Origin of the sequence: Methylobacterium sp. DB0501 (assembly GCF_011043735.1) — a bacterium.
Classification (GTDB): Bacteria; Pseudomonadota; Alphaproteobacteria; order Rhizobiales; family Beijerinckiaceae; genus Methylobacterium; species Methylobacterium alsaeris.
This window is the reverse complement of record NZ_JAAKGV010000001.1, coordinates 232,228-253,709: the sequence shown is the minus strand read 5'-3', so window position 1 is coordinate 253,709 and position 21,482 is coordinate 232,228. Positions and strand designations below refer to the sequence as shown.

General features: G+C 71.5%; 20 protein-coding genes. 13 read left to right on the top strand and 7 right to left on the bottom strand.

Annotated elements, in window-relative coordinates:
• Positions 1–4: 4 nt before the first annotated feature.
• A complete protein-coding gene (locus tag G4G93_RS01180) occupies positions 5–832 on the bottom strand; it encodes an EamA family transporter (protein ID WP_165080465.1) in 828 nt (275 codons plus the stop codon).
• A 169-nt stretch (positions 833–1,001) separates the two neighbouring features.
• Here G4G93_RS01180 and gcvA point away from each other — a divergent pair, with 169 nt between their 5' ends.
• Both gcvA and G4G93_RS01170 read left to right on the top strand, forming a co-directional pair.
• Positions 1,002–1,898: a transcriptional regulator GcvA gene (gene gcvA / locus G4G93_RS01175; RefSeq protein WP_165080463.1), complete on the top strand. Its 897-nt coding sequence runs from the start codon at positions 1,002–1,004 to the stop codon at positions 1,896–1,898.
• A 160-nt stretch (positions 1,899–2,058) separates the two neighbouring features.
• The gene (locus G4G93_RS01170; RefSeq protein ID WP_165080461.1) at positions 2,059–3,033 is read left to right on the top strand and encodes a C45 family autoproteolytic acyltransferase/hydolase; all 975 of its coding nucleotides are present in this window, start codon (positions 2,059–2,061) and stop codon (positions 3,031–3,033) included.
• Positions 3,034–3,332: 299 nt separating this feature from the next.
• Here G4G93_RS01170 and G4G93_RS01165 read toward each other — a convergent pair whose 3' ends face one another.
• From G4G93_RS01165 to G4G93_RS01140, 6 genes are all read right to left on the bottom strand, one after another.
• The gene (locus G4G93_RS01165; protein ID WP_165080459.1) at positions 3,333–5,105 is read right to left on the bottom strand and encodes an ABC transporter ATP-binding protein; all 1,773 of its coding nucleotides are present in this window, start codon (positions 5,103–5,105) and stop codon (positions 3,333–3,335) included.
• Positions 5,106–5,482: 377 nt separating this feature from the next.
• The gene (locus G4G93_RS01160) at positions 5,483–6,877 is read right to left on the bottom strand and encodes a DUF2142 domain-containing protein (protein ID WP_165080457.1); all 1,395 of its coding nucleotides are present in this window, start codon (positions 6,875–6,877) and stop codon (positions 5,483–5,485) included.
• Positions 6,874–7,611 carry a VTT domain-containing protein gene (locus tag G4G93_RS01155; protein ID WP_165080455.1) on the bottom strand — a complete coding sequence of 246 codons (738 nt, stop codon included), beginning with the start codon at positions 7,609–7,611 and terminating at the stop codon, positions 6,874–6,876. Before G4G93_RS01155 ends, G4G93_RS01160 begins: the two co-directional genes overlap by 4 nt.
• Positions 7,608–8,378, bottom strand: coding sequence for a glycosyltransferase family 2 protein (locus G4G93_RS01150; RefSeq protein ID WP_165080453.1), 771 nt, complete (start codon positions 8,376–8,378; stop codon positions 7,608–7,610). Before G4G93_RS01150 ends, G4G93_RS01155 begins: the two co-directional genes overlap by 4 nt.
• A gap of 213 nt (positions 8,379–8,591) precedes the next feature.
• Complete coding sequence (locus tag G4G93_RS01145; protein ID WP_165080451.1) at positions 8,592–9,581, bottom strand: glycosyltransferase family 2 protein; 990 nt, start codon at positions 9,579–9,581, stop codon at positions 8,592–8,594.
• On the bottom strand, positions 9,578–10,558 hold the full coding sequence (locus G4G93_RS01140; RefSeq protein WP_312891607.1) for a glycosyltransferase family 2 protein: 981 nt from the start codon (positions 10,556–10,558) through the stop codon (positions 9,578–9,580). Before G4G93_RS01140 ends, G4G93_RS01145 begins: the two co-directional genes overlap by 4 nt.
• A gap of 235 nt (positions 10,559–10,793) precedes the next feature.
• On the opposite strand from G4G93_RS01140, the gene G4G93_RS01135 reads away from it, so the two are divergent.
• From G4G93_RS01135 to G4G93_RS01085, 11 genes are all read left to right on the top strand, one after another.
• Entirely contained in the window at positions 10,794–11,876 is a 1,083-nt protein-coding gene (locus G4G93_RS01135; RefSeq protein WP_165080449.1) for an RHE_PE00001 family protein, read from the top strand.
• Between the two features lie 229 nt (positions 11,877–12,105).
• Positions 12,106–12,903: a DeoR/GlpR family DNA-binding transcription regulator gene (locus G4G93_RS01130; RefSeq protein ID WP_165081300.1), complete on the top strand. Its 798-nt coding sequence runs from the start codon at positions 12,106–12,108 to the stop codon at positions 12,901–12,903.
• A 149-nt stretch (positions 12,904–13,052) separates the two neighbouring features.
• Positions 13,053–14,597: a glycerol-3-phosphate dehydrogenase gene (glpD, locus tag G4G93_RS01125; protein ID WP_395410141.1), complete on the top strand. Its 1,545-nt coding sequence runs from the start codon at positions 13,053–13,055 to the stop codon at positions 14,595–14,597.
• Between the two features lie 22 nt (positions 14,598–14,619).
• Positions 14,620–15,705: an ABC transporter ATP-binding protein gene (locus tag G4G93_RS01120; protein ID WP_165080445.1), complete on the top strand. Its 1,086-nt coding sequence runs from the start codon at positions 14,620–14,622 to the stop codon at positions 15,703–15,705.
• A 14-nt stretch (positions 15,706–15,719) separates the two neighbouring features.
• A complete protein-coding gene (locus tag G4G93_RS01115; RefSeq protein ID WP_165080443.1) occupies positions 15,720–16,814 on the top strand; it encodes an ABC transporter ATP-binding protein in 1,095 nt (364 codons plus the stop codon).
• Positions 16,811–17,785: a carbohydrate ABC transporter permease gene (locus tag G4G93_RS01110; RefSeq protein WP_165080441.1), complete on the top strand. Its 975-nt coding sequence runs from the start codon at positions 16,811–16,813 to the stop codon at positions 17,783–17,785. The genes G4G93_RS01115 and G4G93_RS01110 overlap by 4 nt, the downstream gene beginning before the upstream one ends.
• The gene (locus tag G4G93_RS01105) at positions 17,785–18,582 is read left to right on the top strand and encodes a carbohydrate ABC transporter permease (RefSeq protein ID WP_109957804.1); all 798 of its coding nucleotides are present in this window, start codon (positions 17,785–17,787) and stop codon (positions 18,580–18,582) included. Before G4G93_RS01110 ends, G4G93_RS01105 begins: the two co-directional genes overlap by 1 nt.
• A 17-nt stretch (positions 18,583–18,599) precedes the next feature.
• A complete protein-coding gene (locus G4G93_RS01100) occupies positions 18,600–18,881 on the top strand; it encodes a DUF2160 domain-containing protein (RefSeq protein WP_165080439.1) in 282 nt (93 codons plus the stop codon).
• Between the two features lie 73 nt (positions 18,882–18,954).
• On the top strand, positions 18,955–20,700 hold the full coding sequence (locus G4G93_RS01095) for an ABC transporter substrate-binding protein (protein ID WP_165080437.1): 1,746 nt from the start codon (positions 18,955–18,957) through the stop codon (positions 20,698–20,700).
• Positions 20,701–20,795: 95 nt separating this feature from the next.
• A complete protein-coding gene (locus tag G4G93_RS01090) occupies positions 20,796–21,035 on the top strand; it encodes a type II toxin-antitoxin system Phd/YefM family antitoxin (protein ID WP_165080435.1) in 240 nt (79 codons plus the stop codon).
• Entirely contained in the window at positions 21,032–21,466 is a 435-nt protein-coding gene (locus G4G93_RS01085; protein WP_206289413.1) for a type II toxin-antitoxin system VapC family toxin, read from the top strand. Before G4G93_RS01090 ends, G4G93_RS01085 begins: the two co-directional genes overlap by 4 nt.
• Positions 21,467–21,482 lie beyond the last annotated feature (16 nt).

Sequence of the window (21,482 nt, the reverse complement as noted above, 5' to 3'; positions counted from 1 at the left end):
GGCCTCACGCCGCGAGGCAGGCCGCCCCGGCGGCGATCGCCAGGCAGGAGCCGATCCGGCCCAAGCTCAGCCGCTCCTTGAGGAAGACCCGGCCGAGGATCGCGGCGTAGACGACGCTGGTCTCGCGCAGGGCGGACACCACGCCCATCGCGCCGGACTGCATCGCCCAGATGACGATGCCGTAGGCGAGGATCGACACGAGGCCTCCGGCGAGCGCCATCGCGGTCTCGGCCACGGTATAGGCCGGCGGGCGGCCGCGGAGCACCCAGAAGAGCGGCGGCATCGTCAGGCTCCAGAGGAGGAACATGGCGTTGGCATAGGCGAGGCTGTCGCCCGCGAGGCGGACCCCGATCCCGTCGACCACCGTGTAGGCGCCGATCAGCACGCCGGTGGTCAGCGCCGCAGGCAGGGTGCCGGCCCGGAGATGCCGGCCCTGGAACGCCAGCGAGACGATCCCGCCGGAGACGAGCGCGATGCCGAGGGCGGAGGCGAGGGTGACGGATTCGTGCGCGAACGCCATCGCGCCCAAGGCGACCAGGACCGGCGAGGAGCCGCGGGAGATCGGGTAGGTCTGGCCGAGATCGCCGGTGCGGTAGGTCCGCACGAGGGACAGGTTGTAGCCGGTATGGATCAGGCTCGATGCGATCACGTAGGGCCAGCTTGCCGCGTTCGGCCAGGGCAGGACCCACGCCGCGGACCCCGTGACCACGGCCACGGCCACCATCATCAGGGTCATCGACCACAGCCGGTCGCTGCCGCCGCGCAGGGCGGCGTTCCAGCCCGCATGCAGGACCGCCGCCGCGGTGACGGCGGCGAGGAGGATGGGCGTCATCGAGCGGCCCGGGGAGGGGTGTCGGGCATGGGGATTCCTCGGCGGGTTCCTCGCCGGATCCTTCGGCGAACGATCTCGGGTCAGCGTGCCCCTTGCCGGATGCGCCGACAAACCATTTGTTCAACCGGAACTTGCCAGGAAAACTCACCCGAACGGGACACTCGACCAGATGCGGCGCGCGCTGCCTCCTCTCCATGCCCTCCGCGCCTTCGAGGCCGCCGCGCGGCTGGGCAGCTTCAAGGCCGCGGCCGACGAGCTCGGGGTGACGCACGGTGCGGTCAGCCAGCAGGTGCGCCTGCTTGAGGACTGGCTGCGGGCCAAGGCGTTCGAGCGGCACAACCGGCGCGTCGTGCTCACGCCGGCGGCTCGCACCTACCTCGCCGAGATCGGCCCCGCCCTCGACCGGATCGCCGCCGCGACCGCGCAATACGGCCACGACGCGGGCGCCGTGCTCAGCGTCAACGCGCCGGCGAGCTTCGCCCTGCGCTGGCTGGTGCCGCGGCTCGCCGCCTTCCGCGCGCAGCACCCCGCCATCCAGGTCCGGCTCGAGACCTCGAACCAGCCGCTCGAGGCCCTGGCCGTCCCGTACGACGTCGTCATCCGCGGCGGGCCGGATACCTTCTACGGCATCACGGCGCGGCCATTCCTGTCCGAGGAGCGGCTGCCGGTCTGCAGCCCCGGGCTCCTCGCCCGGGTGCCGCTGCACCGCCCTGAGGATCTGGGCCGCCACACCCTGTTGCACTCTTCAAGCCTGCCGCGGCTCTGGGACGACTGGCTCGCCGCGGTCGGGATCCCGGGCCTCCAGCCCGGGGCGGCGCTGACCCTGGACCACTTCTACCTCACGCTCCAGGCCGCCCTCGACGGGATCGGACTCGCCATGGGCCCGACGGCGCTCATCGCCGACGATCTGGCCGAGGGCCGCCTCGTCGCGCCGTTCCCCGGGCCGCGCCTGCCGGCCCGGCGCTACTGCGCGTATGTGCGGGACGGGCGGGTGGAGGAGGCGGCGGTGGCGGCGTTCCTCGCCTGGATCGAGGCGGACGGGGGTGAGCCGATGGGAGCCTGGTGACGGACGTCACTCCCGCCCGCGGCCCCGCAACGACCAGAGAAGAACGACCGGAGGAGGATGCCGATACCCCGGAGGGGACCGATCGGGCGCCGCCGCCGCGACCACGCACCGCCCGGGGAGCCGGTGGTCAGGTCGGCGGCGTTCCCGCTACACGATCCCGATGCAGAAGACCTTCACCGCCGAGTGCGAGAACCGCCCGGGTCCGGCTTGGCTCGCCCGCTTCCGCGAGGGCCGGGACGACGCCGCGCGGTGGTACCTCGGCGAGGGCGTGCCGGAGACGCCGTCGGCCGCCGCGTGCCGCGCCGCCCTCCTGCGCCACATGCCCGAGCTCGTCCCGCACTATGACGACGTGTGCGAGCTGGTCGGCGACGACGATCTCGCCCACCGCATCCTCAGCCATTACCGCCCGGCTCCGCATCGGCAGGGCTGCAGCCAGGCGGTCTGGCTCGGCGAGGACGGCCCGGCGCTGGTGCGCAACTACGATTACCCGCTCCACTCCATCACCGGCCGCATCGAGCTGACCGCCTGGTCGCGGCGGAGGGTGATCGGCATGGGCCAGCGGCCCTGGGGCGGCTGCCTCGACGGGATGAACGACGACGGGCTGGTGGCCAGCTGCACGCTCGGCGGCATCGCCCGGCGCGGCGAGGGCTTCGCCATCATCATGATGCTGCGCTACGTGCTGGAAACCTGCGGCACGGTCGCGGAGGCGGTCGAGGCGCTGCGCAGCCTGCCGGCGGTGCAACTCCACAACGTCACGCTCCTCGACCGGACCGGCGCGCATGCCACGGTCTTCCTCGGCCCCCGGCGCGAGGCGGCGGTGACGCAGCAGCGGACCTGCACCAACCATCAGGAGCGGGTCTCCGCCGCCTCCCGCTCGGCGCTGCGCCAGCGCGTGCTCGACGAGGCGCTGGCCGAGCCGTCGACGACCCTGGAGACGCTGACGGCGCGCTTCCTCGAAGCGCCGCTCTACTCGCGCAAGGCCGCCTTCACCACCGCCTACACCGCCGTGTACCGTCCGGCGGCGGGCCGCGTCGACTACCTCTGGCCCGGCCGGCGCTGGAGCCAGAGCTTCGACCGGTTCGAGGCGGGCGCCTATACCCACGATTACGGCGCGCTGGAGCCGTCCGCGTCCTGAACCGCCGCGGCGGCTCGGCCGAGGGGCGGTTCGGCCTCCTCGCCGGGCGGCACCGACCGGCCGCCGCGGGCCGGATCGCGGACCCGTGCCGGACCTGCCGGAGGCGCGGTGGGGGGAGGGGATCTCGGGGACGGCGCCGGATGGTTCGGCCCGCGGTCGTTTTCCCCGGCGCCCGGACGCGAGGCGCCGGCGACACTCAAGCCCTTCTCGTCGCCTCGGGGCCGTGCGGCCAAAACCGACGAGAAGGGCGTCGCGAGGCGGTCGGGGCGAAGCGGACGCGCCCTGGGACCGATGCCTGCTCACGCCGGCCGACCCGGGTCCCCCGCGCGCGCCGCCACCTGCGGCAGCACCTGCTCGGGCGGGCCCGAGGCGACGACCCGGCCGCCCTCGAGCACGTGCACGGCGTCGGCGCCCGCGAGGCTGCTGAGGCGGTGGGCGATCATGATGAGCGTGCGGGTGCCGGACAGCCCCTGCACCGCCCGCATCACCACGCCCTCGGTCTCGTCGTCGAGGGCGGAGGTCGCCTCGTCGAACACGATCACGTCGGGGTCGTGGTAGAGCGCCCGGGCGATGCCGATGCGCTGGCGCTGGCCGCCGGAGAGCCGGGCGCCGCGCTCGCCGACGCGGGTGGCGTAGGCGTCCGGCAGGGCGGCGACGAAGTCGTGTGCGCCGGCGAGCCGCGCCGCCCGCTCGACCGCCGCGTCGTCGATCGCATCGAGGCCGAAGGCGATGTTCTCGGCGATGGTGCCGTCGATGAGAAAAATGTCCTGCGGCACGTAGCCGATGCGATTCTGCCAGGCCGGCAGGGTGGCGGCGTCGAGAGTCGTGCCGTCGACCGCGATGCGGCCGGCCGTGGGCTGCAGGAAGCCGAGGATCAGCCCGATCAGGGTCGACTTGCCCGAACCTGTGCGACCCACGAGGCCGACCGTCGTATGGGCGGGAATCGTGAGGGTGATGCCGTCCAGCGCCGCGCGGCCGGGCTCGTAGGCGAACCCGATTCCCTCCAGGCGGATCGCGTCCCGGAACGGCAGCCGCTCGGCACCGCGGGGAGTGGTGGCGCGCTCGCCCGCGAGGCCGTCGACCACGAGCCGCACCGCCGGCAGGTAGAAGCGCAGGAGCGCCAGCGCGTTGAACACGTTCTGGAACGCCGGCAGCATCCGGTAGCCCGCGAAGGCGAACAGGCCCAGCAGCGGCAGGATGCCGGCGGTGTCGAGCCCCTGCGAGAGCGCGAACAGCACCACCACGATGACGCCGCCGAAGGCCAGGGCCTCGATGATGAAGCGCGGCAGCTGCCCGGTGAGCAGGCTCTCGGCGCTGGCCTGCGCGTAGGCACGGGCCGGCGCCTCGAACCGGCTCGCGAAGGCCTCGGCCCTGCCGTAGAGCTTCAGCTCGGTCAGGCCGCCGATCGTCTCGTGCACGACCCGGAAGCGGGCCTCGTTGCCGGCCACGGCGCGCGCGCCGATGCGGGCGAGCCGCGCCCGCACCACCAGGAAGATCCCGACATAGAGCCCGCCGAAGCCGGCACCGAGGATCAGCGCCAGGCGCGGCGAGACGACGAGCAGGAACGCGATGACGGCGAGCGCCGAGGTCGCCCGCGAGGCGATGACGGTGGCCGGCGTCAGCACGCCGACGACGAGGCGGTCGGTCTCGCTCAGGATGGTCTTGGCGAGCTCGGCGCTGTTGGCGGTGGTGAAGAACAACCGCTCGCGGTCGATCGTGCGGAACAGCAGCCGGCGGGCGAAGCCGTAGCCGACGGCGTGGCTGAAGCGCAGCTGGGCATAGGTGAGCCCGGCATTGACGCAGGAGGTGGTGAGGATCGCCAGCAGCGCCGCCAGTCCGACCACGATCAGGAAGCTGCGATCGTGGGCAAGTCCGAGCCCGTCGCGGATGGCGCCCAGCGCCGGAATGCGGGACGCCGCCCCGGGATCGCCGACCAGCGTCAGGAACGGCACCACCGAGGCGACGCCGACCACTTCGAGCAGGGCCGCCAGCGCGAGCCCGGCCCCGATCAGCCCGGCGCGGCGGCGCTCGCGCGGGGTCATGGCGCGGAGGAGGTCGATCAGGGCGCGCATGGCGTGCTCACGGGGGGAGGGGAGGGGGGCATGCGATCCTGTGCGGGGACGGGGATGGCGCGGGTTCCACCTTTCCCCGCGGGCGGGGATGTCCGGGGCAAGGATCGGCGCAGAATCCCCTCTCCGGTGTGGGAGAGGGGGAGGGGTGGGGGCGCTACGGTTCCGAGTCGGGCTCAGACCGCGCCGCTGCGAGCACAACGCTCAGTGCTTTATACCGAAGCGTGGCCCCCTCACCCCCGGCCCCTCGCCCACACGGGAGAGGGGAATTCCCGCGCCTCGCCTTGTTCCCGGACGGCCCGGCATCCGCCGGGGAGGCACGGATCCGGCGCGTGAGACACTGTCCGGCCCGCATCCCGGCGATGGCGGCCCGTCCCGCGTCAAAACATCCGCGCGGTCGCGAGCGGCACCACCACCAGATCGAGGGCCGCCACCGCGGTACCGACGACGAGGGCCCAGCGCAACCCGGTTGCCGGCGCGGGGCGTGGCGCGAGGGCGAGGACGAGCATCGGGATCAGCGGCAGGAAGTAGCGCCCCTGCGGGCCGTAGATCCGCACGCCACCGACATCGGTCCAGGACAGGTATTGCGACAGGGCGACCAGCCAGGCGGTGAGCAGGCCCGCGAACCCGAGCAGGGTGAGATCGACCCAGCGGACCCGCAGGGAGCGCCCGCACAGGACCGCGAGCGCGGCGAGGCCCGCGCCCCAGGCGGCGTAGACCGCCGCCGGCAACATCCGATCCATCCAGCCGAAGATGCCGATCGCGCCGGCGGCGAGCATCAGGGCGCGCTTGGCGCCGAAGAGGCACTGCGCCGGCAGGGTGAGGAGCAGGCCCGGATGGGAGAGGAGCATCTGCGCCTGCGCCCGCGTGTCGGTGCCGAGGAACGGCGCGGGGCGCGGACCGGTCCAGAGCGGGCCGGCCTCGTAGGCGAGGCGCGGCACCGGCGTGGCGATCCAGGCGGTGGTCGAGAGGATCCAGAGCGTGCCCGGCAGCACCGCCAGCCCCGCGACCAGGACCCGGCGCCGGAAGACCGGGCTCGCCCAGAAGCGCGGCGGCAGCGGCACCAGCAGCATCGCGGCGATCGCCGCGTAGGGCGGTTTGGCCAGAACCACCAGACCGATGAGCAGGGCGGCGAGGCGCCGGCGCCACGCCTCCTCTCCGGTCAGGAGCGCGGCGGCGAGCGCGCAGGCGGCGATCATCAGGGCGTCCTGGTTGAAGGACGCCGCGAGCGAGAGGCCCATCGGCAGCACCAGCACCCCGAACAGCAGCGCCCGGCCCCGCCGCGCGAGGGCGAGCGCCGCGAGCGCGAGCGCACCATAGGCCGCCGCGTTGGCGAGCCGCCCGAGGAGGGCGGCCCCGGCATGGCCCAGCCCCAGGGCTTCCCCGGCGCCGAGGCCCAGAGCCGCCGGGACGTAGAAGCCCGGGAAGTAGGTGCCGATGGTGTAGAGCGGCAGGAAGGCGGGGCGGCCGGGGGCCGGCATCGGGTCCGGCACCGGGACCTTGTCGGGTGCCGGCGGACGGCCCCGGCTCGCGATCTCCCAGGCCGGATCGACGGTGACGCCGGCCGCCGGCCGGGCGACGCCGTCGGAATAGGTCACGGTCTCGCGGTGGCCCACGAGCTGGCCGTCGAGGAGGGCCACCGCCCGCAGGAGATGGGCGGATTCGTCCGCCACCTCGCCGAGCGGCACCAGGAAGGCGAGGATCAGGCAGAGCGGCAGGCCGAGCGCCGCGAAGGCGGCGAGCCAGGGCCGGGCTCCGTCGAGGCGGCCGGTCACGGCCGCTCGCCCTCGGGCAGAGCCCCGGGAGCCAGGGATTCGGACGACAGGGATCCGGTTGCCCGGGATTCGGGAGCGAGCGTCCCGGCGAGGCGCTTCAGCTTGCGCAGCAGCAGCAGTGTGGCCCCCAGCCCGAGGACCAGGACGGCACCGCGGAGCCACTCCGCCTCGTCGGCGAGGGCCGTGCGCCCGAGCGCGCCCAGCATCACGTAGGCGAGAAGGGCCGGCAGGGCCGCCAGCGTGCCGATCAGGTAATCGGCAAGGCGCACGCTGCTGAGGCTGAGCGCGTAGCTCGTCGGGGCGAACGGCATCACCGGCGAGAGCCGCATCAGGCAGACGAGGCGCCAGCCCTCCGCCGCCACCGAGCGGTCGAGGGCCGCGGTCCAGCGCCCGCCGGCGAGGAAGCCGGGCCGGCGCCCGCGCAGCAGGGCGCGGCCGATCCCGAAGCTCAGGAGCGCACCCGCCATCGTGCCGGCAGCCGCCGCGGCGAAGCCCGGGCCGGCCCCGAGCAGGGTGCCGGCGGCGATGCCGAGCAGCGAGGCCGGCAGCACGCCGCTCGCCGCGATCAGGGTCTGGGCCGCGACCAGCAGGGCCGGCCCGGCGGCGCCCTGGCGCGCGCACAGGGCGGAGAGCCAGGCGATCAGGTCCCCCGGCGTGCCGGGCGCGACGAGGCCGAGCCCGAAGGGCAGGGCCGCGAGGAGCGCGAGGCCGGCGGCGAGCGCGAGGCGCCTCACGGCTGCACCCGCACGGCGCCCGCGGCCGGGGCGGGGAAGAGCGGGTCGCTCCGCAGGCCCCAGCGGTGCAGCCGGTAGGCGAGCGAGGTCCTGAGGACGCCGAGGCCGTAGACGACGCTGCGGCGGAAATTGATCGAGGAGGCCTCGGGGAAGTAGCGGGTCGGGCAGGAGATCTCGCCGATGCGGTAATCGGCGTCCATCGCCTGGGCCAGCATCTGGTTGTCGAACACGAAATCGTCCGAGCAGCGGTCGAGGGGAAGATTCTCCAGCACCGTGCGGCTCCAGGCGCGGTAGCCGCTGTGGTACTCGGACAGCTTCTGTCCCATCAGGATGTTCTGCACGAAGGTGAGGCCGCGATTGGCGACGTACTTGTAGAGCGGCATGCCGCCGACGAGCGCCCCCTTGCCGAGGATGCGCGAGGCCAGCACCGCGTCGTACTCGCCCGAGACGATCATCGAGGCCATCGCGGTGACGAGGCGCGGCGCGTACTGGTAATCGGGGTGGAGCATCACCACGATGTCGGCGCCGCGGGCGAGCGCCGTGCGGTAGCAGGTCTTCTGGTTGCCGCCGTAGCCGCAATTGCGGGCGTGCCGGATCGTCGTCAGGCCGAGCTCGTCGGCCACCGCCACGGTCTCGTCGCGGCTGGCATCGTCGACCAGGATCACGTCGTCGACGATGTCGAGGGGGATCTCGGCATAGGTGCGCCGCAGGGTTGCCGCGGCATTGTAGGCCGGCAGGACGACGGCGATCTTCTTCCCGTGCAGCATGGTGAGTCCGACGTTTCGTCTTGGTCCGGAACGGAACCCGGTCGCGCGGCGGCCGGATGCCGATCCAGGGTATCGATCGTGAGGCCTTGTCTGCGACGAACCAGTCTTCACTGTGTCCGCTCTAGGCAGCCTCGCGCTGGGTTACCAGGGCGGCAACTGGCCTCGCGCACGATTGAGCGCCGGCTGTTGCCGCAAAACCGTAGGGAAGGGCCTTCACCGGGCGGGGTGCGCGCGGATCGCCCGCAGCAGGCCGGGCAGCGCCCGGGCGAGCAGGCCCGCGCCGCGCAACGTCTCGCCGGCCTCGCGGCCCGAGCGCCGCGCCAGGGCCTGGACGAGGCGCAACGGCACCTGGGCGCCGAAAGCCGTCGCCACCAGGGCAAGCGCCGTCGCCCGGCCGTGATGCTTGGCGGCGTAGCGGATCTGGCTCTCGAGGAAGCAGGCGAGGCGATGCGCCTTGGCCGCCCGCGTCGTGCCCTGGCCCTCGTGCCGCACGCTGACACCGGCGAGGTGGCGCACCGCGAAGCCCGCATCCTGCGCCCGGGCGCAGAGGTCGACATCCTCGTAATAGACGAAGAAGCGCTCGTCGAAGCCGCCCAGCTCCGTGAACAGCGACCGGCGGATCATCAGGAAGGCGCCCATCACCTGGTCGACCGCCCGGTCCTCGGCGTGGTCCCACTCGGTCATGAAGTGCGAGGGCACCAGCCGCGCCCGGTCGAGGAGGAGCGCCTGCCCGACGAGCGAGGCGGCGGTCGGCCGTCGGGCGCAGGAGCGCTGCACGCGTCCCGCCTCGTCGAGGAGCTGCGCCCCGACGATGCCGGTGCCCGGATCCGCCATCAGGGCCGCGTGGGCGCCGGCGAGGCTCTCGGCCGTCACCCGGGCATCGGGATTGAGGAACAGGATGGCCGGGGCCTCTCCCCGTGCCGCGCCGGCATTGCAGGCCCGGCCGAAGCCCTGATTGTCCGGGTTGGCGATCACCGCCGGTCCCATCCCCGGTCCATGGCGCAGGTGCGGCAGGTCGTCCAGGGAGCGGTCGGTCGAGGCGTTGTCGACCACGACGACGTGCAGGCTCAAGGCGTCGCCGAGGCGTTCCTCCGCCGCCGCCAGGCTGGCGAGGCAGGCCCGCAGCAGGGCGCCGCCGTTCCAGTTGACGATCACCACGTCGAGGGCGGGGGAGGGGGCGGGCATCGCGGCAATCCCCGTCATACCAGATCTCTCGGCAGTCCTTTGGGGCGTCCGAGCCGGCCGCGCAGGCCGTCGAGCACGGCGCCGGCAAGCTGCGCCAGCACGCGGGGGCGATAGCCGGAATCGGCCCAGTAGAGCAGGGCCTGGAGCGGCAGGTACGCCGCTTGGCGCAACGCCCAGGCCCGGGGCACGTGCGGCAGCCGCCAGGCATAGACGCTGTTGCGCAGGTAGGCCGCCATCCGGAAGAGCGGCTGGCGCGGCATCTCGATGCCGAGCCACCGCGAGCGGATCACCCCGCCCCCGACATGGTGGGGGAGGGCGGTCCGCGTCTCCATCCAGCAGCCGTAGCCCAGGCCCCAAGCCCGGAAGCACCATTCGAGGTCGACGCCGTCGATGAAGAAGTCGCTCCGGAACGGGCCGATCCGGGCATAGGCCTGAAGGTCGATGAGCGAGCCGGAGGTGGCCAGGAACGCCACCGGCACGAGGGAGCCGAAATCCGGGATCTCCGGCCGGCGCGGATAGGCCGGCGCCTTGCGGCCGGGGGCCGCCTCCGGCCGGGGGCCGACCACGGCCGGAGGCTGGCTCAAGGTCTTCAGGCGCGCCAGCGCCGCCTCCAGCTCCGAGACCTGGGCGGGCGTGAAGGCGGCGTCCTGGTCGAGGAGCAGAAGGCCGGCCGCGCCCGCCTCGGTGGCCGCCCGGGCGATCGCGTCGAGGGCGCCGCCGATCCCGATATTGTCGCCCGCCGACAGCACCCGGGCGCCGCGCCGGGCAAGGTCGGCCGCGGCCGAGGCCGGCAGGCCGCCATTGTCGAACACGATCGTCGGGCGCGGCTCCGCCTCGATCCGGGCGCGCAGGGCCGCGACCTGCTCCGGCGTCGGCCGGAACACCGTGATGCCGATGGCGACCGGCGAGGGGGAGGTCGGCAGGATCGTCTCGCAGGCTCTCCCGGCGGAGGGCTGGCGCACGCACGCATCCGGCGCGGCGTCGGGGTGGGTCACGGGGGCCTCGTCGCGGTTGGGGCCGTTGGAGCGGGTTGGGTCCATGCGCCGGCCGGGCAGCGAAATTGCGGCGGAGCCGTCCCGGCGGGACGCCGAACGGCCGGGTCCCCGGTTATGTGGGAATATTGCCCACGTCAAGCCGGTGCCCCCGGCCTGTGGGCGGCGGGCCACTCGTCTGTCGACCAAGCGAACGGGCACTTCCCTTGGGACTGCGTTTCCGTATCGTGCCGCCGCAATGGTTTATGATGTCGACTCGCTTCGCCTGCCCGCCGCGTGGCGACGCCTCGCCGGCCCGCTGGAATCGGCCTCCGATGCCCTGGTCCGCCTCGACGAACGCCTTGCCCGGGCCGAGCCTGTGCTGGCCGACGGGGCGCGGGCGCGGGCGCACCTGTTCGACGCCCAGGCCGCGCTGCATCTCGACGGCGAGCTGGTCGCCCTGGAGGATCTGGTGCTGCACGAGGCGGCGATGGATGTGCGCCGCCCGACCCTGGCGCTCGGCCGCGCTGTCGCCCTGCTCGCCGACCGCCGCCGCCTCGCGGCCGCCGCGCCGGGCTGGGCCTTCTCGCCCGCCGGCTGGTCGCTGCTCGCCGGGCCCGACCCCGAGGCGGCCGAGCCCGAGCCGGAGGACGAGGACGCGTTCGAATGGGCCGAGGCCGCCGACTCGGCCTTCGCCGCCATCGACCGGTTGCTCCTGCGCACCAGCCGCACTCTCGCCCGCGTCGAGGCGGGCGGGCCGGCCTCGCGCCCGCTCCCCGAGAATCCGGTCGTGACGTGTCCGATGACGGCGTGGCGGCGGGTCCTCGACGACACCCACGACCTGCCGGCGGTGCTGGCCGCGGCGGTGACGCTCGATGCCTGGCTGGTGCTCGATCCGGCCCCGCGCCTGGGCCATCGCGGGCCCCTCGCGGCCTCCGCCCTGCTGCGGTCCCGCGGCAAGGTCCGGGCCCACCTGCCGGCCCTGTCGCTGGGCCTGCGCGAGGGCCGGGCGCGCTGGTCGCGGGCCTTGCCGCCCGCCGACCGGCTGGCCGGCCTCCTCGGGGCGGTCGAGACCTCCGCCCGCGCCGCCGGGCGCGACCTCGACCGCCTGACCCTGGCCCGCGAGGTGATGCTGCGCGCCTGCGTGGCCAAGCGCCGGACCTCCCGGCTGCCGCAGCTCGTCGACCTGTTCGTCGCCACGCCCCTCGTCACGGTGGCGAGCGCCGCCCGGGCGCTCGCCGTCACCCCGCAGGCGGTGGAGGGAATGCTGGCGGAGCTGGGGCCCGCCCGGCCGCGGGAATTGACGGAGCGGCGGCGGTACCGGGCGTGGGGAATCGTGTGAGGGGGACTTCCTCTGCTCTCCCGGTCGGTGACACCCACAGGATCGTTCCGGGGCCGCGCAGCGGAGCCCGGAATGACGCGGAGGGCATGAATCCCGTCGAGCCGGTCGAGGCGCCTCTCCGTACCCCACCCCCGATTGCGCCCGCCTCCGCTTGCCCCGACAATGCCCGCCCCCGCCCCCCCGCGGGCAAGAATCGCCCCCGCGGGCAAGAACAAGGCAGCGCGCCGTGATCGACCAGGTTTCCCAGCGCCAGCAGGACATCCTCGCCCTCGCCCGCCTGCACGGGCGGGTCAGCGTCGAGGACTTGGCGGCGCGGTTCGAGGTGACGCCGCAGACGATCCGCAAGGACCTGAACGAATTGTGCGACAGCCGGCTCCTGTCGCGCATCCATGGCGGCGCCGTGGTGGCGTCGGGCGTCGAGAACGTGTCCTACGAGGCGCGCCGTCTCGTCGCCCACGGCGAGAAGCGGGCGATCGGCGAGGCGGCGGCGCGGCTGATCCCCAACAGCGCGTCCCTGTTCATCAACATCGGCACCACCACCGAGGAGGTCGCCCGGGCGCTCGGCGACCACGAGGACCTTCTGGTCATCACCAACAACCTCAACGTCGCGACCCTGCTCTACCGCCACCCGAAGATGAGCCTGATCGTTGCCGGCGGGCCGGTGCGGCGCGCCGACGGGGCGGTGATCGGCTCGGCGGCGGTCGATTTCATCAACCAGTTCAAGGTCGATTACGCGGTGATCGGCGCCTCGGCGATCGACGAGGACGGCACGCTGCTCGACTTCGACTACCGCGAGGTGCGGGTCGCCCGCGCCATCATCGAGAATGCCCGCCGGGTGATCCTGGTCGCCGACAAGCTGAAGCTCGACCGCTCGGCGCCGATCCGGGTCGGCCACCTGCGCGAGCTCGACTACTTCGTCACCGACGCCATGCCCTCCGCCTCCTTACGGGAGATGTGCGCGCTGAACCGCGTCGAGCTGGTCGAGGCCGGGCTGGCCGCGCACGAGACCTCCGACGCTGCGGAATAGCCGAAACCGAAACGTCGCCAAACCGAAAGAGTCCGGCTTTCATTCGCGCCTTCCTACTTTCGGTTTCGCTTGCGTCAACGTCCGGCTGCGGCTAGATTCGCGCCAGGATGCAAACGAAAGAGCCGAAGGGCTCCGACAGGGAGGTGGCCTTGGCCCCCAGGCAGCAGCCCGGCGACGAGCGCGGGGTGTTCGACCTCGCGGTGATCGGCGGCGGCATCAACGGCTGCGGCATCGCCCGCGACGCGGTGGGCCGCGGCGCCTCGGTGGTGCTGTTCGAGCAGAACGACCTGGCGAGCGGCACCTCCTCGACCTCGACCAAGCTGATCCATGGCGGCCTGCGCTACCTGGAGCATTACGAGTTCCGCCTGGTCCGCGAGGCCCTGATGGAGCGCGAGGTTTTGTGGGGCATGGCGCCCCACATCGTCTGGCCCCTGCGCTTCGTGCTGCCGCACCATTCCGGCCTGCGGCCCGGCTGGCTCCTGCGCTTAGGTCTCCTGCTCTACGACAACCTCGGCGGCCGCAAGCGCCTGCCCGCCACCCGCACCCTCGACCTGACGCGCGATCCCGCCGGCCAGCCGCTGAAACCCGGCTTTCGCCGCGCCTTCGAATATTCGGATTGCTGGGTCGAGGATTCGCGCCTCGTGGTGCTGAACGCCCGCGACGCCGCCGAGCGCGGCGCGGTGATCCGCACCCGCACCCGCGTCGTCACCGTCGCCCGCGCCGACGGGCTGTGGACGATCACCGCGGAGGACCGCCGGACCGGCGCCCGCGACACCGTGCGGGCCCGCACCCTCGTCAACGCCGCCGGCCCCTGGGTCGCCGACGTCCTCACCGGCGTCGCCCGGGCCAACTCGACCGAGGGCGTGCGCCTCGTCCAGGGCAGCCACATCGTGGTGCGCCGCCTGTTCCGGCACGACCGCGCCTACATCTTCCAGAACGCCGACCAGCGCATCATCTTCGCGATCCCCTACGAGCGCGACTTCACGCTGATCGGCACCACCGATCGCGACTACAAGGGCGACCCCGCCGACGTGAAGGCGAGCGAGGAGGAGATCACCTATCTCTGCGCTGCCGCCAGCGAGTATTTTCGCGAGCCGGTGAGCCGCGACGAGGTGGTCTGGACCTATTCGGGCGTGCGCCCGCTCTACGACGACGGCGCCTCGAAGGCGCAGGAAGCCACCCGCGACTACGTGCTGACCCTCGACGCGCCGGACGGCCAGCCGGCGATGCTCTCGGTCTTCGGCGGCAAGATCACGACCTATCGCCGCCTCGCGGAATCGGCGCTGGAGCGCCTGAAGGACCACCTGCCGGCGGCCCGGAAGGACCCGTGGACCTCGGGCGCCGTGCTGCCGGGCGGCAACTTCCCGAAGGAGGGCTACGACGAGGTCGTGGCGGGGCTGGTGCGCCAGCATCCGGGCGTGCCCGAGGCGCTGGTCGCCCGGCTGGTGCGGGCCTACGGCACCGACGCGCGGGAGATCCTGGGCGGCGCCCGCTCGCTCGCCGATCTCGGCCGGCTCTTCGGCGCCGACCTCACCGAGCGCGAGGTGCGCCATCTGATGCGCCGCGAATGGGCGTTCAGCGCCGAGGACGTGCTCTGGCGCCGCTCGAAGCTCGGCCTTAGGGTCACCCCCGCCGAGGCCGCCGCCCTCGACGATTACATGCGCCTCACTGCCGCCGCCCCCAACGCGGCCTGACTGGAAGAGACGGGAGGGCGCCATGACCCTGATCCTGGAGAGCGTCACCAAGCGGGTCGGACCCGAGACGCATATCCGCGACGTCAGCCTCGCTTTGCCCAAGGGCTCGCTCAACGTGCTGCTCGGCCAGACTCTGGCCGGCAAGACCACCTTGATGCGCCTGATGGCAGGACTGGAGGCGCCGACCGAGGGCCGGATCGTCGCCGACGGCAAGGACGTGACCGGGCTGCCGGTGCAGCGCCGCAACGTCGCGATGGTCTACCAGCAATTCATCAACTACCCGTCGCTCTCGGTCTACGAGAACATCGCCTCGCCGATGCGGGTCGCCGGTATCGCGAAGGCTGAGATCGAGGCGCGGGTGCAGGAGGCGGCGGGGCTGCTGCGGCTCACGCCCTACCTGAAGCGCAAGCCCCTCGAATTGTCGGGCGGGCAGCAGCAGCGCACCGCCATCGCCCGGGCCTTGTGCAAGCGCGCCGACCTCGTGCTGATGGACGAGCCGCTGGCGAACCTCGACTACAAGCTGCGCGAGGAACTGCGCGAGGAGCTGCCCCGCATCTTCGCGGCCACGGGCGCGATCTTCGTCTACGCCACCACCGAGCCGGCCGAGGCCCTGATGCTCGGCGGGCGCACCGCCACCCTGCACCAGGGCCGCGTGACTCAGGTCGGACCGACACCGGACGTCTACCGCCGGCCCCAGGACCTCGTCACCGCGAAGGTCTTCTCCGACCCGCCGCTCAACACGTTGAGCGTCATGAAGGCCGGCGGCCGGGTCTCGCTCCCGACCGGCGGTCAGGTTAGGGCGACCGGCCCCCTCGCGGGCGTGCCGGACGGCGCCTACACGATCGGATTCCGCGCCCACCACCTCGCCCTCGATCCCCTGCCGGGCGAGGCGATCGCGCTGCCCGCCACCGTCTCGGTCGCCGAGATCACCGGCTCGGAGAGCTTCGTCCACGTCGATGCCGGCGAGAGCCGCCTGATCGCTCTGGTGGCCGGCGTGCGCCGGCTGGAGCCCGGCACGGCGGTGACGACCTACCTCGACCCCCGCCACGCCCTGGTGTTCGACGAAAGCGGCCGCACGGCCGCCCTCGACCTGCCGGCGGCGGCCTGAAGGAGAGGGGATCCATGGCCCGCATCACCCTCGACCATCTCGCCCACGCCTACGGCCCGAACCCGCAAGGCCCGCAGGACTACGCGCTCAAGGAGATCGACCACGTCTGGCGCCAGGGCGGCGCCTATGCGCTGCTCGGCCCCTCCGGCTGCGGCAAGTCCACGCTGCTGAACATCATCTCGGGCCTGGTGGTCCCGACCCGCGGCCGCATCCTGTTCGACGACCGCGACGTCACCACGGTGCCGACCGAGGGGCGCAACATCGCCCAGGTGTTCCAGTTCCCGGTCGTCTACGACACCATGACGGTGCGGGAGAACCTGGCCTTCCCGCTCAAGAACCGCCGCGTGGCGCCGGCCACCATCCGGTCGCGGGTGGAGGAGATCGCCGGCCTCCTCGACCTGACCCGGGTGCTCGACCGCCGCGCCAACAACCTGACGGCGGACATGAAGCAGAAGATCTCGCTGGGCCGCGGCCTCGTGCGCCCGGACGTGGCGGCGATCCTGTTCGACGAGCCGCTCACCGTCATCGACCCGCACCTGAAATGGCAGCTGCGCTCGACCCTCAAGGAGCTGCACCGCAAGCTCGACCTGACGATGATCTACGTCACCCACGACCAGACCGAGGCGCTGACCTTCGCCGATACGGTGGTGGTGATGCATGACGGCGCGGTGGTGCAGACCGGCACGCCGGACGAACTCTTCGAGCGCCCGGCCCACACCTTCGTCGGCCACTTCATCGGCTCGCCGGGCATGAACCTGCTTCCCGCTCAAGTGCAGGGCGCGACCGCGACGATCGAGGGCCACGCCATCCCGCTCGCCCGGCACTATCCGGACCTGCCGGTGGGCAAGCGCATCGAGCTGGGCGTGCGGCCCGAATACGTGCACCTCGCGCCCAAGGGCCTCGGCTTGCCGGTGCAGGTCAAGCGCATCGACGATATCGGCCGCCAGCGCCTCGCCCGGGTCGAACTCGGCGGCCGGCCCCTGGTCGCCACGGTGGCGGAGGGCCAGAGCCTCGATGGAGCCGAGGCGGCGCTGACCCTCGATCCGCGCCAGATCCACATCTACGCCGACGGCGCCCTGGTGCCCGGCCTGCCCGGAGGCGCCGCATGACCAAGACCGTTAACCAGAAGGCTTGGCTCCTCGTCCTGCCGGTCTTCGCCGTCGTCGCCTTCTCGGCGGTGCTGCCGCTGATGACGGTGGTCAACTACTCGTTCCAGGACACGTTCGGCAACAACCAGTTCTTCTGGAACGGCCTCGGCTGGTTCCAGGAACTGCTCGACCCGTCGACCCAGTTCGGCGAGCGCTTCTTCGATTCTCTGTGGCGCAACCTGCTGTTCTCCGCGATCATCCTGGCGATCGAGGTGCCGCTCGGCATCGCGGTGGCGCTCTCGATGCCGCGGGAGGGCCGCTCGGTCGCCTTCTGCCTCGTGCTGATGGCCCTGCCGCTCTTGATCCCGTGGAACGTCGTCGGCACGATCTGGCAGGTCTTCGCCCGCACCGATATCGGGCTCCTCGGCTCGCTCCTCAATAGAATCGGCATCGACTACAATTACGCTGGCAGCGCGCTCGCCGCCTGGGTCACGATCGTGACCATGGATGTCTGGCACTGGACCAGCCTCGTCGCGCTCCTGTGCTATGCCGGCCTCAAGTCGATCCCCGACGCCTATTACCAGGCCGCCCGCATCGACGGGGCGAGCCAGTGGGCGATCTTCCGCACCATCCAGCTGCCGAAGATGCGCCGCGTCCTGCTGATCGCCGTCCTGCTGCGGTTCATGGACTCGTTCATGATCTACACCGAACCCTTCGTGCTCACCGGCGGCGGGCCCGGCAACGCCACGACCTTCCTGTCGATCGACCTCGTCAAGCTGGCGCTCGGGCAGTTCGACCTCGGCCGGGCGGCGGCGATGTCGCTGGTCTACAACCTGATCATCCTCAGCGTCTGCTGGGTGTTCTACACCGTGATGACCAACGTGGATGCCGGCAACCGGACGGTGCTGGCCGACAGCGACCCGGCCGACGCGAGTGCCGTCGGCAGCCTGCCCCCCGCCACCACCATCCCGCTCGACCGGAGGGCCGCCTGATGCGCCCGCGCCACGTCGTGATGACGCTCTACCTGCTGTTCCTGATGGTCCCGATCTACTGGCTCGTGAACATGAGCTTGAAGACCAACCAGGAAATCAACACCAGCATGACGCTCTGGCCGCATGCCATCACGTTCGACAACTACATCCGGATCTTCACCGATCCGAGCTGGTATGGCGGCTACCTGAATTCGCTGTCCTACGTGGCGATCAACACGGTCTTGTCGATCGGCCTCGCCTTGCCGGCGGCCTACGCCTTCTCGCGCTACAGCTTCATCGGCGACAAGCACCTGTTCTTCTGGCTCTTGTCGAACCGGATGGCGCCGCCGGCGGTGTTCGCGCTGCCGTTCTTCAACCTCTACTCGGCGGTCGGCCTGTTCGACACGCCCTGGGCCGTGGCGCTCGCGCATTGCCTGTTCAACGTGCCGCTGGCGGTGTGGATCCTCGAGGGCTTCATGTCCGGCGTGCCGCGGGAGATCGACGAGACCGCGGCGATCGACGGCTATTCGTTCCCGCGCTTCTTCATCAAGATCTTCATGCCGCTGATCGCGTCGGGCATCGGGGTTGCCGCCTTCTTCTGCTTCATGTTCTCCTGGGTCGAGCTGCTTCTGGCGCGCACGCTCACCTCGGTCGATGCCAAGCCCATCGCCGCCACCATGACCCGCACGGTCTCGGCCGCCGGCATGGATTGGGGCCTGCTCGCGGCGGCCGGCGTGCTGACCATCGTGCCGGGTGCCCTCGTGATCTGGTTCGTGCGCAACTACATCGCCAAGGGCTTCGCCCTCGGCCGGGTGTGATCGGGGAGTTCTGAGCGATGCTCGATTTCGCCTGGATGGCCTGGACCTGGCAGACTGCGACGTTCTTCGCGGTCATCGCCGGCCTGCTCGCCCTGATGACGGCGCTCGCCGTGTGGCGCCCGGAGACCGAGCGCGTCGGGATCCTGCGCATCCCCACCACCCGGGGCGACCGCCTGTTCCTGACGCTGGTCGGGACCGCCTTCATCAATCTCGCCTGGCTCGGCCTCGTCGGCCCGAGCCTGGAATGGGCGCTCGCGCTCTCGCTCGTTTACGGGGCGGTGATGTTCCGCTTCGCGTAGAGACCCCGCCGCCACGTCCGGCAGCCAGCCGGCATCAGGCGGGTCGACAACCACCAGAGGGAGGACCACGATCATGAAACGCCATCGTCTGCTGACGGCCGCGAGCGCCCTCGCGCTCAGCCTCGCCGCCGGCCACGCCTTCGCCGGCATGGAAGAGGCCAAGCGCTGGGTCGATTCCGAGTTCCAGCCCTCGACCCTGTCGAAGGACGAGCAGCTCAAGGAGATGCAGTGGTTCGTCGATGCGGCGAAGCCCTTCGCCGGCATGGAGATCAACTTCGTCTCCGAGACGCTGACCACGCACGAATACGAGGCCCGCACCCTGGCGAAGGCCTTCACCGAGATCACCGGGATCAAGGTGCGCCACGACCTCCTCCAGGAGGGCGACGTGGTGGAAAAGATCCAGACCCAGATGCAGTCGGGCAAGAACATCTACGACGGCTGGATCAACGATTCCGACCTCGTCGGCACTCATTTCCGCTACGGCCAGACCGTCGCCCTGTCGGACTTCATGAAGGGCGAGGGCAAGGACGTCACCTCTCCGACCCTCGATCTCGAGGACTTCATCGGCCGTTCGTTCGGCACCGGTCCGGACAACAAGCTCTACCAGCTGCCCGACCAGCAATTCGCCAACCTGTACTGGTTCCGCTACGACTGGTTCACCCGTCCGGACATCAAGGAGAAGTTCAAGGCCAAGTACGGCTACGAGCTCGGCGTGCCGGTCAACTGGTCGGCCTATGAGGACATCGCCGACTTCTTCACCAACGACGTGAAGGAGATCGACGGCGTCAAGGTCTATGGCCACATGGACTACGGCAAGAAGGACCCCTCGCTCGGCTGGCGCTTCACCGATGCGTGGCTGTCGATGGCCGGCAACGGCGACAAGGGCATCCCGAACGGCAAGCCGGTCGACGAGTGGGGGATCCGCATCGAGGGCTGCCGCCCGGTCGGCTCCTCGATCGAGCGCGGCGGCGACACCAACGGCCCGGCCGCGGTCTACGCCGTCACCAAGTATGTCGACTGGCTGAAGAAGTACGCGCCGCCGCAGGCCGCCGGCATGACCTTCTCGGAATCGGGCCCGGTTCCGTCGCAGGGCAACGTCGCCCAGCAGATGTTCTGGTACACCGCCTTCACGGCCGACATGGTGAAGCCCGGCCTGCCGGTGATGAACCAGGACGGCACGCCGAAATGGCGCATGGCACCCTCGCCGCACGGGCCGTACTGGAAGGAGGGCATGAAGCTCGGCTACCAGGATGCCGGCTCGCTCACCCTGCTGAAGTCCACGCCCCTCGAGCGCCGCAAGGCGGCCTGGCTCTACCAGCAGTTCATCGTCTCGAAGACGGTCAGCCTGAAGAAGAGCCATGTCGGCCTCACCTTCATCCGCGAGAGCGACATCTGGGACAAGTCCTTCACCGAGCGGGCGCCGAAGCTCGGCGGCCTGATCGAGTTCTACCGCTCGCCGGCCCGCGTGCAATGGACCCCGACCGGCGTGAACGTGCCGGACTATCCCAAGCTCGCGCAGCTCTGGTGGCAGAACATCGGCGACGCCTCCTCGGGCGCCAAGACCCCGCAGGCGGCGATGGACGCGCTCGCCAACGCCCAGGACGACGTGATGGCGCGCCTGGAGCGCTCGAAGGTCCAGGGCGAGTGCGGCCCGAAGCTCAACCCCAAGACCTCGGCCGAGCACTGGTACGAGCAGGCCAAGAAGGACGGCACGCTCGCTCCCCAGCGCAAGCTCGCCGACGAGAAGCCGAAGGGTGAGACGATCGACTACGACACCCTGATCAAGAGCTGGCCGGCCTCGCCGCCGAAGCGCGGCTGAAGCTGAGGGAGCCGGGGCTTCAGCGCCCCGGCTCTCCTGTCCGCGGACGGCCGGATTTCGCTATCCTGGCGGCCGATGCCGCCACGGAGATTGTCATGGCCTATTACTCGCTGGAAGATGCCATCGCCCGCCTGCCCGAATTGCTTGCCAAGGCGACCGAGGGCGAGGAGGTGATCATCACCCGCCTCGACGAGGATCTCGTCAAGCTCGTACCGACCGAGCCGCGGCCGATGACCAAGGAAGAAGTCGACTGGCTGCGCGAGACCATCGTGACACCGCGCGAGCCGATCGATGCGGTCGCCCTCGTCCGCCAGATGCGGGATGAAGGCGCGTGAGCCGCGTTTGTTGCGACGCGAACATCGTGATCGCGATCTTCGTACGGGAAGCCTCGTCAGTGCGCATCCAGGCCTGGGTTGCCGATCCGAGCGTCGCCATCGTCATATCGGACCTCACCGTTCTCGAATTTACGTCGGCGATTTCGCGGTTGGTCCGTGAGCGCAAGCTGGATTCGGCTGAAGCTCGGTCGATCTTCTCGCGCTTCGAGTTCTGGCGGGTGGCCCTCGGCCGCCCAATGACCATCACGCGGAACATGTTCGTTCGCGCCCGCACCATCGTCGAGGACGCCGTCCTCGGCGTGCGCGGTCCCGATGCCCTGCATCTCGCGCTGCTCCAGGTCACCGGTCTGCCCTTCGCCACCTTCGATGCGCGGCTTCGCCGGGCGGCCGACACGATCGGCCTCGCCACGCTGGAGCCGCCACCCCTCTAACGCACCGCGCGAAAGA

What these genes read in the sequence shown, in the direction of transcription:
- G4G93_RS01090 (WP_165080435.1), top strand. Translation starts at nt 20,796, where the DNA reads ATGGCCTATTACTCGCTGGAAGATGCCATCGCCCGCCTGCCCGAATTG.
- G4G93_RS01105 (WP_109957804.1), top strand. Translation starts at nt 17,785, where the DNA reads ATGCGCCCGCGCCACGTCGTGATGACGCTCTACCTGCTGTTCCTGATG.
- G4G93_RS01135 (WP_165080449.1), top strand. Translation starts at nt 10,794, where the DNA reads ATGGTTTATGATGTCGACTCGCTTCGCCTGCCCGCCGCGTGGCGACGC.
- G4G93_RS01150 (WP_165080453.1), bottom strand. Translation starts at nt 8,378, where the DNA reads ATGCTGCACGGGAAGAAGATCGCCGTCGTCCTGCCGGCCTACAATGCC.
- gcvA (WP_165080463.1), top strand. Translation starts at nt 1,002, where the DNA reads ATGCGGCGCGCGCTGCCTCCTCTCCATGCCCTCCGCGCCTTCGAGGCC.
- G4G93_RS01120 (WP_165080445.1), top strand. Translation starts at nt 14,620, where the DNA reads ATGACCCTGATCCTGGAGAGCGTCACCAAGCGGGTCGGACCCGAGACG.
- G4G93_RS01115 (WP_165080443.1), top strand. Translation starts at nt 15,720, where the DNA reads ATGGCCCGCATCACCCTCGACCATCTCGCCCACGCCTACGGCCCGAAC.
- G4G93_RS01110 (WP_165080441.1), top strand. Translation starts at nt 16,811, where the DNA reads ATGACCAAGACCGTTAACCAGAAGGCTTGGCTCCTCGTCCTGCCGGTC.
- G4G93_RS01145 (WP_165080451.1), bottom strand. Translation starts at nt 9,581, where the DNA reads ATGACGGGGATTGCCGCGATGCCCGCCCCCTCCCCCGCCCTCGACGTG.
- G4G93_RS01170 (WP_165080461.1), top strand. Translation starts at nt 2,059, where the DNA reads ATGCAGAAGACCTTCACCGCCGAGTGCGAGAACCGCCCGGGTCCGGCT.
- G4G93_RS01100 (WP_165080439.1), top strand. Translation starts at nt 18,600, where the DNA reads ATGCTCGATTTCGCCTGGATGGCCTGGACCTGGCAGACTGCGACGTTC.
- G4G93_RS01165 (WP_165080459.1), bottom strand. Translation starts at nt 5,105, where the DNA reads ATGCGCGCCCTGATCGACCTCCTCCGCGCCATGACCCCGCGCGAGCGC.
- G4G93_RS01095 (WP_165080437.1), top strand. Translation starts at nt 18,955, where the DNA reads ATGAAACGCCATCGTCTGCTGACGGCCGCGAGCGCCCTCGCGCTCAGC.
- G4G93_RS01180 (WP_165080465.1), bottom strand. Translation starts at nt 832, where the DNA reads ATGACGCCCATCCTCCTCGCCGCCGTCACCGCGGCGGCGGTCCTGCAT.